Annotated in this window: 12 protein-coding genes; 10 read left to right on the top strand and 2 right to left on the bottom strand. The window is 47.6% G+C overall.

The window, feature by feature from the left end:
• Nucleotides 1-192: 192 nt before the first annotated feature.
• The 4 genes from ASG02_RS10800 (at nucleotide 193) to ASG02_RS10785 (ending at nucleotide 4,489) form a co-directional block, all read left to right on the top strand.
• Nucleotides 193-735, top strand: a complete 543-nt coding sequence (locus ASG02_RS10800) for a hypothetical protein (protein WP_056063363.1) — start codon at nucleotides 193-195, stop codon at nucleotides 733-735.
• A gap of 198 nt (nucleotides 736-933) precedes the next feature.
• Complete coding sequence (locus ASG02_RS10795) at nucleotides 934-2,319, top strand: hypothetical protein (RefSeq protein ID WP_056063360.1); 1,386 nt, start codon at nucleotides 934-936, stop codon at nucleotides 2,317-2,319.
• 20 nt (nucleotides 2,320-2,339) lie between these two features.
• On the top strand, nucleotides 2,340-2,762 hold the full coding sequence (locus ASG02_RS10790; RefSeq protein ID WP_056063356.1) for a zinc ribbon domain-containing protein: 423 nt from the start codon (nucleotides 2,340-2,342) through the stop codon (nucleotides 2,760-2,762).
• Complete coding sequence (locus tag ASG02_RS10785; RefSeq protein WP_056063353.1) at nucleotides 2,759-4,489, top strand: zinc ribbon domain-containing protein; 1,731 nt, start codon at nucleotides 2,759-2,761, stop codon at nucleotides 4,487-4,489. The genes ASG02_RS10790 and ASG02_RS10785 overlap by 4 nt, the downstream gene beginning before the upstream one ends.
• Before the next feature lie 46 nt (nucleotides 4,490-4,535).
• On the opposite strand, the gene ASG02_RS10780 is transcribed toward ASG02_RS10785, so the two are convergent.
• Nucleotides 4,536-5,219, bottom strand: a complete 684-nt coding sequence (locus ASG02_RS10780; protein WP_056063350.1) for a hypothetical protein — start codon at nucleotides 5,217-5,219, stop codon at nucleotides 4,536-4,538.
• A complete protein-coding gene (locus tag ASG02_RS10775) occupies nucleotides 5,216-5,971 on the bottom strand; it encodes a zinc ribbon domain-containing protein (RefSeq protein ID WP_056063347.1) in 756 nt (251 codons plus the stop codon). The genes ASG02_RS10780 and ASG02_RS10775 overlap by 4 nt, the downstream gene beginning before the upstream one ends.
• Before the next feature lie 86 nt (nucleotides 5,972-6,057).
• Between ASG02_RS10775 and ASG02_RS10770 the strand changes: the two genes are divergently transcribed.
• From ASG02_RS10770 to ASG02_RS10745, 6 genes are all read left to right on the top strand, one after another.
• A complete protein-coding gene (locus ASG02_RS10770; protein WP_056063343.1) occupies nucleotides 6,058-7,281 on the top strand; it encodes a hypothetical protein in 1,224 nt (407 codons plus the stop codon).
• An 18-nt stretch (nucleotides 7,282-7,299) separates the two neighbouring features.
• Entirely contained in the window at nucleotides 7,300-8,205 is a 906-nt protein-coding gene (locus ASG02_RS10765; RefSeq protein ID WP_056063340.1) for a hypothetical protein, read from the top strand.
• 122 nt (nucleotides 8,206-8,327) lie between these two features.
• The gene (locus tag ASG02_RS10760; protein WP_056063337.1) at nucleotides 8,328-8,999 is read left to right on the top strand and encodes a response regulator transcription factor; all 672 of its coding nucleotides are present in this window, start codon (nucleotides 8,328-8,330) and stop codon (nucleotides 8,997-8,999) included.
• Nucleotides 8,996-10,381: a HAMP domain-containing sensor histidine kinase gene (locus ASG02_RS10755; RefSeq protein ID WP_056063335.1), complete on the top strand. Its 1,386-nt coding sequence runs from the start codon at nucleotides 8,996-8,998 to the stop codon at nucleotides 10,379-10,381. Before ASG02_RS10760 ends, ASG02_RS10755 begins: the two co-directional genes overlap by 4 nt.
• A gap of 95 nt (nucleotides 10,382-10,476) precedes the next feature.
• Nucleotides 10,477-11,250 (top strand): DUF3919 family protein, encoded by a 774-nt coding sequence (locus tag ASG02_RS10750; protein WP_056063332.1) that lies wholly within the window; start codon nucleotides 10,477-10,479, stop codon nucleotides 11,248-11,250.
• Nucleotides 11,247-12,236 (top strand): extracellular solute-binding protein, encoded by a 990-nt coding sequence (locus ASG02_RS10745; protein WP_056063329.1) that lies wholly within the window; start codon nucleotides 11,247-11,249, stop codon nucleotides 12,234-12,236. The genes ASG02_RS10750 and ASG02_RS10745 overlap by 4 nt, the downstream gene beginning before the upstream one ends.
• The last annotated feature ends 19 nt before the right edge of the window (nucleotides 12,237-12,255 follow it).

The following is a 12,255-nucleotide window of genomic DNA, read 5'->3' as shown; positions in this document are numbered from 1 at the left end:
CAACTTGACGCGAGACAATAAAAAAAGAAGGAATTGCACATCCTGAGTGATGGCAATTCCTTCTTCTCGTTAAATTCAGCTAGTTATGTCCCAGCCTCTTTTAATATAAATTATTTATTTTATATGTAACTTAAAAAGTTTCAAATGTTTTTAAATGTATACTTATACTAAATACGATATCTGGAGGTAACGATGGGAAAAATTGGGGCGATATTGCTGTCAGGTTTAATGTCTGCTGCTTTAGTAGGGTGTGACTCAAGCGAAACGACGGGCGAAACAGTCAGCAAAGTAGGCGAGACGGATGGTTCACAGGTCAGTAATGAAAAGGAAAACTTCAAAAGCTATTTAGCGGATGTCCGTCCGGTTACCCAAGATTTATCTCAATTTGCTAAAGATTTTGATACCCTGCGTCAAGAATCGATTGATGGTGAAATCGATGATTTAACATTCAGAAGTCGAGTAACGGAAAAGTTTTTACCAGAATCAGTCGAAATGCAAGAACCGATTGAACAAATCATACCTCCGAAAGAGCTTCGTAATACACATGCTAAGATGATTAAAATGATGGCAAAAAATACGGAGGGTCTGTCTGAAATCATTTCAGCGATTGATACGGGAGATGCTTCTAAAATTACTTCAGCGAACAATCTGATGACGGAAACTCGAACGACGGCACGCGAGTATATGTATGACTTACAGGACCTTGCTGATAAATATGCAGTCTCACTGAAGTGACATCTTATATGTAACGATGAGTATCAACTAGTCTGTTCTTTTAAATAAGAGCGAGACTAGTTGTTTTCGTAATAATCATTATTTAATAAATAATAAAATAATCTTTACAATAAATAGTAAATATAGAATATACGTGTTAGAATTTTCTATGGTTATTTTTTACTAATTAAAATTGAAAAATAGAGAGGGAGGCTTGGCATGGCATGTGTGAATTGTTCGGATGCTACGAAGCGTGGATTGAAATTCTGTCCGAGTTGCGGTGATGCCTTAGAACAGCATGTAGAACACGCAGAATCTGTAGAGAAAGAACGCGACGGAAGACCAATTCGACCTAAAAAAACGAGTAGGTCTGCAAAAGCGATTTTATTGACCGTTGGATTATTGGTCGTAGCTGGTGGTGCCTACTATGGTCTCGCCACACAATGGTTTACTGTTGAGGCGACGACGAATGAAGTCCGCGATGCGATTCGCTCCGGTGACGCTACATTACTCGCTGAGCATACAGAGTTCAATGGAAAGCCGATTGACCGAAAAATGGCGCAACGTTTTTTAGATGCTTTGAAAGAGACGCCGGAGCAAAAGAAATCATTCATGGATTATTTATTGATGGCGGGTGCGTCGATTCAAGCAGAAAACGATAGTGATGTTCCGGGTCAAATCGTCGCCAGTGGTCGTCAACTCGGAATCTTCAAGGATTACCGTTTACGCCTCGATAGTGTCAAAACGGAAGTCATCAGTAACTTTAAAGGAACGAAGGTAACACTCGTGAATCCTGTTGGAACGGAAAGTAGTAAAGCGTCAGCGGAAGGGATCATGATGGACGGTGTCTATCCGGGATTAACGGATGCCAAAATCGCGTACGATGGCGAATACGGTAAAGAATCGAGCGACGTCACGATCAATCCGTTGACGCTTGACGCTGCGGATCGAAAATTCGAAATCACGTTAAAAGGAAATGCGATCGAGCTCGATCAGACGTATCCGGATGCCTTTTTGATCGTTGACGGAAAATCGACATCGAAACAAGTATCAGATTTGAAGAACTATGGACCAATCCCGAAGAACGGGATCAAACTCTCAATCGAGAATTCGTTCCCATGGGGAGAGGAAACTTCGGATGAGATTCTCGTCAAACCGGATACGAAAAAAGCGACGTTCACGTTCGCACCGTCAGAAGCCGTTTTGAACCAACTTCAAGGAGTCGTCGAGGACCACGCGTCTGACTGGGTCGATGCGGCAACCTATCAAGATACGAGTTATTTCTCGCTCGTTGATGATGCGTCCTATCTTGCAAAACAACAAAAGAACTATGACGATTGGAGTCGAAAGGACTTGGAGTGGGACGGAGAGTTCATGAATGCCTCGATTGATCGTTCATCAGCGAAGTTCGTCGAGTACGGGGATACGGTCGGTATTGAAGTCATGGCGACGACATATATCCGAGGCGAGCTGTACACGTATGCGAGTGAATCACCAGGAAAGTCTACATCGAAATCACTCTTCCGCTACCTCTTCACATATGGCAGTTCAGAAGATAGCTATGAGGAAGAATTCCGGATTCAACAGGCAACGAATATTAAATAAGAATAAGGGAGGCTACACGGATGATGGATTGGCAAGCAGTCAAATCACGTTTTCAAGGAATGACAGCAAAAGAATTACAGGATCAGGCGGAGCAAGCCCGACGTGAAAAAGGACGCTTACTGTACGAGATCGGAGAGCGTCATTATATGAAGCTGCGGAATGAAGGTCGTCGTCAAGAAATTGAGGATATTCTCGCGCAGGAAGTACTCGTATTCGGTGCCTTGTCACGGATTGACGAGATGGAAGTCGAAGCTGGACAAAAACAATGTAAGTCATGCCGGACACCTCTTGAGCCAGGTGCGAAGTTCTGTGGGAAATGCGGCACGTCTGTTCCCCGTGAGAACGAACAAGCGAAAGTCGCATGTACGACATGCCATACGCCACAACGTAATGATCAGCATTTTTGCACATGCTGTGGATCAGAAATGGGGCAACGCGTATGAAGTATTGTTCGACCTGTGGTCAAGCACATGCTCCGCACGCCCAGTATTGCGAGGTAGACGGAACATCGCTTGATAAGCAAGCCCGTCCGATTCGTTTTGAACAAACTGCCCATTTTTGCGTCGGATGCGGTACGCAAATGGATGGTCGCGCGTCCTACTGTCCGAATTGTGGACATTCGCGTCTCGTCGCCGCGACGTCAGAAGGCTCACTTGTGGACCGTCTTCCGGGTATGGACGACATTCGTAAGAAGTGGAAATCACAGGATTGGAACGTGAACCTTCCATGGAAAGAGCGCGGACGCGCATTCTTCTCGCGATTCGATTTTTCGCTTGGGAATCCGAGTCTTGCGATCGGTAGTATCGCCGCCGTCATCTGTTTTGCTGCGATCGTCGTCATCTTGTTCATCATGCTCGGTCTGCTCAGTGATAACCCAGCATTAGATGGAATCAAGACTGTTCAAGAAAACGTAGGGAATGACTTTAGTACGTTCGGAATGTTCTTCTTCCTTGCTTTCGTCGCCCTTGCTGGTCTAAATCTCACATCAAGTGAAGACTTGAAATCACGCTTCCTGACCGAAGTGATAGGTAACGATGCGGATCGGTTCTCTGATATTCAAAAAGCAATCAATCAACTTGATTTTCATATTTTTTCAGGGCATTTCTTACTATCCTTGCCGGGATTGATCCTATTAATCGGGAGCGCATGGTTGCTCGAACGAGGTGGTGTCATCGGAATCAAGGCGACATCTTGGAATGAACGAATTGAACGTGCCGTCGTTTTTGCCCTGACATTATCGGTGATTACATTGGTTATCGGATTGTTTGCGACGGATTTCGGCGTTTTCGATCTACATCTGATCACAGGAATGATTCGAATTTTCCTTCTAGCGTTCGCAGGTGTTCTATTATTCCAATTCATCGGTCAAACGAATCTAAGCGGTTCTTGGCAAGTCGGACGGATCGCTGCGACAACATTGATGAGCGTTTATTTGTTCGGTGTCCTACTGACATCATTCGGACAAGTGTATTATCTAAACGAGCTCGATGAAATGGACGAAGTCGAATTTGGGGAATCGGCGAGTCTCGTTTTCTTGAGTGGTGCTTCTCCGCTTTACGCGATGTCACAAGCGGGACAAGTCGATTTCAAGATGACCGTTTTGACGGAAGAATTCCGTTTAGGTGCTGCCTTATATGGCCAAGACCGTTTGAATGATCTGCAACGACCAGTGGAAGAAGCGGGAGAAGCTTCGAATCTGAGTCGAATCCAAGGAATTATCGGAAATCAGATTCAAAATGGAGAAGATCCAACGCTTGATCCGAAAGTGACACGCTTTGATGAAACGGTGGATGTTGGACTCCTGACACGCTTCGCACAAATCGCGAATGCGTCCACTTCGTTTGAAGAAGAACAATTGCTTAGTTCAAGTATTGCTCCGTACGGCTTGATTGCTCTTATTCTGATGTTCATCATCCACATCGGAATCGGGTTCCGCTGGATTCGGACGTTACCGAATGTTGCGATTTATGCTGGAGTCTTCATGATTGGTGGACTCATTCTAGCCTACTTCACACAAACGCGGTTTGAACTGCAATGGGATAACGATGTCCTAGCCGGTGTCGTCATTTCCACTTTGACATGGTGGAATGCATTCATGCTTTTCCTCTTCCCATTCCTCGGTGGATTAGTGGGATATGGATTGAATCGCTTTAAAGATGCAAAAGGATGATTCCAAACAAAAACGCTTGTCTCCGTTTTCGAAGACAAGCGTTTTATCATAAGGATTGTTTTGTCGTCTGTTCAAAATCAATCGTCGAGTCTTTTTCAATCCCGGAATCGCGGAAGGTCAGACCGCCGTCGTCATCAAACTCGATTTCTAAAGAAGACTCATAGAAATATAGCATCAGGCTATTATCGGAATTAAAACGTCCGCTATACGTAAAGTCATCAAGTGGTTGTCCTTCATAATCTCGAGCATCATGGATTGTCAGTGTCGCCTCACGATTCGGATACGTTACGACATCAATCGTCGCATCGCTATAATCTTGTTCGTTTTCGCCCTGATCACTCGTCGAGTACGTGTAGGTACCTGCCACGTCACGAAATGCTTTTTCGACCTTACCAAGAGTGCGGTGATAACTAGCTGCTTCATCCGCGAGTGCTTTGTCACCGAACGTCTGATTCATGACTCGTTCCGCGTGACGAAGGGCGTCCGTCGTCTGATTCATGAACAAGGCGGCTTTCAAATCGTGAAATGCCTCTTGCTGCTGTGACAGCGCGATCAGACGCTTATCTGTCGCACCTTCCGTCCGAGCTTTTTCGCGCCATTGTTGTTCTTCGAAAAGGTCTCCAGCGAGCGTGCTTTGAGCACTTTGCTTCAAGTAGAGATTCGCTGAGTCGTTACTACAACCACCTAGTATGCTAGCTGTTAAAAGAAAAGGAAGTATGCGTGGCATCATGATGTCGTCTCCTTCTTAAAGGTTCGTTTCACAGAGGTGATGCTGTATCGGTCGTCATCGAACGTCACCTCATATTCGACGATGGCGCGATGGAATCGTTTCTCGTCTTCATCATTACTGAAATGAACGCGAGCATAAGTCTCGGTCGTTTCGACTCTGAATTCATTTTCGCTGATGGCTTCCATCCGATCGAAGGTCATGTCCTTTAATGTGAGGTAACTATATGGATTTTCTTCAGACACCTTCAATCGATCGCCGAAACGGTCTCGCTCATCTTCTGTTAAATCGTCTTCACCGTAGAATAGATCAGCATAAGAGCTGTAGTCCTCGATGGTAGGATCGTAATAATCCCAACCACCATCTTCTCCATTGTTGAGCAAGGGGAGGCGCTGGGCATAGCTGTTCAGGAACTCGTACAAGGAATTGGGTGAGGCAGCATCAAAAATGAGGTAATCCTCAAGGTCCTCATCAGCCAGTTGATTACGTTGTGTCGCTGAGGCACCTTCCGGCAAGACTTGATCGATATCAGCCGCTGCATGTGTCAGTTCACTCGTCTTGAATAACGGTTGTGCCGCTTGATATTTGAGATAACCGAACGTACCTCCACCGATGCAAAGCACTACGATCACCAATCCGATGAGCCATGATGTTTTGGCGGAACGGGATCGCGATGGACGATTTTTTTGACCGCAGACCGGACAATAGATCATCTGATCATTCATCGGGGTTCGGCAATTCGAACAATGTGACATTAAAAAGCACTCCTTTCTTAACTTCGTCATTATAATGTAAAATAAAGATAAAAATAACAAATTTTTGAACAAAAGGAGAGGGAATCATGGATCCATATGAACGATTGGGGATATCGCGTACTTCATCGATGAAAGAGCTCGAGCGAGCGTATGCTGAGAAGCTTGAAGCACATCCGGAGGAATCCGAGGAACGGACAGAAATCGAACGAGCATACGTCGTCATCAAGTACGAAAAGAAACAAAAGAACAAACGCAATAAGCGAACGATCGGGATTAGCGCACTGCTCCTCTTACTCGCCGCGGGCGGTGGGACGTATTTCTTTTTGAACCAGGAAGAGACGCCTCAAGCGGTCGAACAAAAGAAGCAGGATGCTTCATTCGTCATTGGTGAAGAAGAGAAGACGAGTCAGGACAAATCGGAATCGAAACCAACGGAAGCGGCGAAAAAGTCAGATTCGAAGGAAGTGTCCGACCAGGATTATAAGAATATCCAGGATATTTCAACGCTCTTTTTCCGAGAACTCGAAGATGCTCTGACGGAGCGGAGCGTCAAAGGATTGTCTGTCAGTACGAACACTTACAATCAGAACTTCCAAAGTAGTTTGAATGATCTCGTCACAGGAGGTTACATCTTTGATGGTGAGCTGACGGTCAACGATATTCCTCAAAACGATATTACGATTAAAGGAGATAAGGCGACGGTCGAAGTAAAGGTCGACTATTCCTCACGGTCTTATCAGCCGTATTTACACGAACGTCCGGATGGCAGCACGATCGTCTGGGAACTAAATCTTGTGAAATCGGGACAAGACTGGCTCGTTGATCAACGGAAGTCGCTCTCGGATTCAGCGACAGGTAGAGGCATGGAGGTTCGAGAATCGGTCAAAGGCGACATCATTGATACCGTGCACCAGCATGCGAAGGAGTGGGAACAGGCGTACATGGATAAAGACACGTCAGCCTTCACATTGTTCACGTCGTCTGCGTATTTGAATAAACAACAAAGTTATTATGCAAGCATGGACAAGAATGGCGTTTACTGGGATGGATATTTGAATGAAATCGAATATTCCCCAGCATCCATCACCGTCAGCGAAGTCGCGACTGATTTGACTGCGACCGTCGAAGCAATTTGCTATTACGAAGGTAGCTATTATAAAGAGGATGATGATTCACTCGATGAACGCAATCCTGGAAAAGACGTACCTTTCAAATATTACCTGAAGTACAACTTAGATGACGAACGCTGGTACATCACTGACTCACAAGCACTAAAAACCTTTAGTCATAACGATACGACGACGTACTAATCATAAGGAGGAATTCCAATGAAAAAAATAGTGGCAGCAACAGCACTTGGTCTCATCATCAGCACATTACCAGTAGCGAATGATTCGGCGGCAGCACTCAGTAAGACAGAGAAATCAATCGTTGATCGCCAAATCGCGGCGTTAAAGAAAAGCAAACTATCTGGTGGTTATAAACCAATCGATGTCCGGTCCGTCTATCTACTCGGTGGCAAGTATCCCGAGACGTTTACGCTGTATGAACGTTTCAACTCGAAGACATATATGAATGATGTCATCGGTAAAGCGCAGAAGTATGATGCGAAGAAGAAAAAATGGACGACGATTTACACGTATACGGATCGAGATACGGACTACTATGATGTTCGGGCGAAAGGAAAACTCCTTGATACGAAAAAAGAACAACTTGTCATTGGACCCGCTGGTGGGAGTGGTGGTTATGTAACACCGATTCTCATCGGATCAACGGATGGTAAGGCGATCAAAAAGATGTTCGAAGCAAAAGAAGCGTATCCGTTCGGTCGCGCGTTGATTAAAGATAAAAAACTTTATCTTGGTTCGATGACGATTGTTCATGATGTCTACTCCTATAAAGGGAAGACGTTAAAGCATCGTGTCGGTACGGGAGCAGATGATCGGACAGTTGCTGGGAAAGTATCGAAATACATGACGCTCGATTATTATGGTGGTCGTACACATCTGACGAGCAGCAAGTCAATGACACTCAAAAAAGGGCAACGTTTCGGAATCGTTCGTAAGTCGACGAAGGATACGAATCCATATGTCTACCGGGCACTGTCATCAGGGGAAGGGAAGTTACAACTTGATGGGTACGGATTTAAAGCGGTGAAGACGGGTGTTGAAAAATGGATGTTCGAACCAGACGCATATGACAACTCTGTCACGGTGAAATTTACGGTGAAATAAGTAAAAGCCAGTTCCTGATTACTTCGGGAGCTGGCTTTTTCATTTGTCCAGATGGTGTGATTGCAAACGATTTCATGATACGCTAGGGGACAGAAAAACCTGTCCAGAAAGAAGGAATTCCCATGTATATTCTTGTCATCGATGATGAGGCGAGCATCCGACATCTCGTCAAATTGCAACTCGAGCTCGATGGTCAGACGGTCGAGACGGCAGCCGACGGAGCAGCAGCACTCGCCTTGCAGGCAACACAACCCTTTGATTTGATCGTCCTCGATTTGATGCTACCGGATACGACCGGTTTCGACTTGATTCCTAAGTTGCGACAGACGACACCTGACTTACCGATCTTGATGCTGACGGCGCGTGATCAGATGAACGATAAAATCATCGGGCTGCAGCTCGGAGCGGATGACTACATGACTAAACCGTTCAACGGAACGGAACTTGTCTTGCGTGTCAAAAATCTGTTGAAACGCACGAAGGCGGTCGTACCACCCGTGCCTGTCGTGACTGATCCCTTCTTATCGGTTGATCCTGAAGAACGAGTCATTCGGCTCGACGGTCACCCGTTACCACTGACGTACCGGGAGTACGCCTTACTTGCGCTCTTCCTGACGCATCCGAAACGGGTCTTCGAGCGAGATGAACTGCTCGAACAAGTCTGGGGTTTTGACTTCGCCGGTCAGACCCGTGCCGTCGATATCATGGTCCAACGCTTGCGGAAGAAACTCGGAGCGCAAGGCGAACGGATCAAGACGATTTACGGTGTCGGCTACAAGTGGGTCGACGCATGAAGCTACGCCAGGTCATCACGGAAAACTTCGTCTTACTCCTTGTTCCGGCACTGCTCGTTCTGTTCTTGATTCTTTATGCCTTCATTCAATCGAATCTGTATGAGAACGCTGTCGATTCCGTCCAAAAACTGAGTCGGGAAGCGGAACTCTACACGACGAATTACCTCGCAAGTGAAGAGACGGACTCACTCGCTGATACAGCAGTCCCGATCGCTTCCTACTTAGCAGACCGATTCGATGCGCGCGTCCAACTGTTTGGACCAAACGCAGAACTGCTCGCTGATTCGGAACGCGATCAATTGCCGCTTCTCGCGGGAGACATCGATCAAGCGTTAAAAGGGAAGTCGAGTTATCTGTTCCTGAAAGAAACCGATGTTCCGGTGTTGTTCTTCTCGAGTCCGCTGTATGGCAAGACGGACGTCATCGGTTCGGTCCGATTTCTCGTCGATCTCCGGACGGAAGCCGAACTGCTGCGGCAATTCACCTATGTCTTCACTGGCGTGTTTCTGATCTTGATCGTGATCGCCGTCTGGACGGCGCGTCGGATGGCGAAGACATTAATCGGACCGATCGATGATTTACGGAGTGTCTCGCATGCCTTGACGAAAGGGCACTATGCGCACGCGCTACCAGCCTATCCATATGAGGAATTGAACCGACTGGCAGCGGACTTCTCGACGCTTGCTGACGCGATTCAGCACAACATCGGACAGCTCGAACAACAACGAAGCGACCAACAGACGTTCATCGACCACATCACTCATGAACTCCGAACACCGATGACGGCGATCATGGGCTATGTCGAATTGATCCCGAAACTGCCGCCAGACGAAGCGGCACATTGTTACCACTACATCGAAGTCGAGAGCCAGCGCTTATTGCGACTCGTCTCACATAATCTCGAACAGGCAAAACAACAACGCAACGAACGCCACGCGACGTCGACGATGTTCGCGCTCGATGCCTTGCTCGCCGACGCCTTATTTATCATGCAGTTGCGTCTCGATGGCCAAGGGATTCAAGTTAAGCAGGATGTTCCGCCGATCTACGTGCTTGGTCAACCGGACCAGACGAAACAAGTCTTGTTGAATCTTCTCGAGAATGCCGTCAAATACAGTGACGCGATGACGGTGACGTTTTCGACCGTCAGTACAGATACGACCCTCCGACTCATCATGACGGATGATGGGATCGGTGTTGATCCAGCCGTGCTTGCCGAATGGGAGAAGGAGCAGCATAGTCTGACGACGGCGAGTGGGAATGGACTCGGTCTACCGCTCTGCCGGCGTCTGATGCAGGAACAAGGTGGCGATTTTGCACTTGAAAGTGATATAAGCGGCACACGTATCACATTAACTTTTCGATTAGCGAATCAGACTTAATGTAATCGCTTACAAATGATACATTTACGAAACAATTCGACTGGATTTACGAAACAATTGCCCCGTAATCTAAGAATCAAGCAAGGAGAGGAATCATGAAAGCATCGACCATCGCATATCTCTTCCTGATGGGCATCTTGTTTGCCCTCGGTCTTCTTTTGCTTCAGCAGACGGTCTTCGGACGCTTGCACGTCCTCGATGGACCGAAACGGCTGAATGCTTCTGATGACTCACTTCCGACCGAGTTGACATTACGTCACCGGGCATGGGGGGAGCAGACGGTAGAAGATGGAACGGAAGTCCAGCGCATCACGACGCTATTGAAGCAAATGAAGACGATGGCAAAGGGAACCTGTCCGGCAGGTACAGCGACATTTAACGGGACGCTCCGTTTCTTGAACGGAACGACATGGACGTTCTCGCTCGGGGAAAGCATGACGCTGAATGGAAAATGTGTCGCGCAACGTCCTAGCACCCAGACGACATTAAAAGCACGCTTCTTGAACGCCTATCACGAACCAGAACAGCTCGCGCGTCAGTTCGCCGAGGCGGAAGTCGTGACGTGGTATGCGGGAGAGCGATCTCGTCCTTTGACGGCACGTGAGCGAGAAGACGTCAAGCGTCGCCTGACGCAAGCGGAGCCTATGACGGACTATGAAGAAGTCGGCCAATCACTCGATGCCAGTCAGGGACAGCCGCGCATTCTCAAGCTCCAGCGGTTCAAGAATGAGCAGAACACGCGTGCCAACTTAATGAATATTACTGTGTATGAGACATTGTTCAGCGTCCAGTACATGGATGATGACAATGGAAACACCTTCTATTTAAAAGGACAACTCCTGCCGACCGGGAAGGAGGCAGATCGATGAGAAAAGGAATGCTCTTCTTGCTGAGTATCATTTGTCTCATGAGCATTTGGATCGTCCGCAACAATGAACAGACGAAGCAGGGGACAGCCGCGCGGGAAACCGTTCCGCATTTGACGGCGTATGTCTCTGCGAAAGAGGATATCGGTCGCGCCTTGCTGTCATCATATTGTGAACAAGCAGGCTGTACGTACGAGTTCGTCCGCCTGTCGACGGAAGAACTCGTCCGGCGTGTGACGAAGGAAGCGGATCATCCGCGCGCTGACGTCATCATCGGTGGAACGTGGGATGCCCACCAGACACTCAAGCAACGCGGGTTGTCGACACCGTTCCCGAACGACATGGATCAAGCGGAACTACAGGATCCGGATCGCTACTGGATCGGCTACGAAGTCGAACGCCTCGCAATCGTCATCAATACGGACGTCTGGAACAACCGATTCGGGGCGGCACCGTATCCGAAGACGCTCGCTGACTTGACAGCGAAACGGTATCAGGACGAATTAATTTTGCCGGATCCGAACCATTCCGGTACCGGTGCGACGATCCTGCAAGCGATCTTTGACGGATACGGAACGAAGTCGGAAGGTGTCTTACGCGAGCTAATCGAGCGAACGCGACTATTCACGGCGAACGGCTTTGCGCCGACATCGTACGTCGCAAGCGGAGAAGCGATGCTTGGGGTCAATTTCATCGGCGATCAACAATCGCTGCGTGAAAAGTATTACCCGGTCAAAAGCATTCCGCTCGATACGTACTCGATCAATGCGATTTCGAAGCTGAAGGGCCGGGCGCAACAGAAGCAGGCGAATGACTTCATGCGTTTCGTGCTTTCAGCGGACGGTCAGGCGATCCTGCGGAAAGTCTCGTTCGGCACGCCGACCTATGCAATCGCGAAGACACAACCGATCCAGCAAAACGTCGGGCAGGATATCGTCACCGATTACCGCGACTATCTCCGTCGATTCAATCAGCTCCAGGACAAATGATGCGAAGACTCTGATTCAG

The organism is Exiguobacterium sp. Leaf196, from assembly GCF_001423965.1.
Taxonomy (GTDB): domain Bacteria; phylum Bacillota; class Bacilli; order Exiguobacteriales; family Exiguobacteriaceae; genus Exiguobacterium_A.
This window is presented reverse-complemented; position numbering and strand designations above follow the sequence as displayed.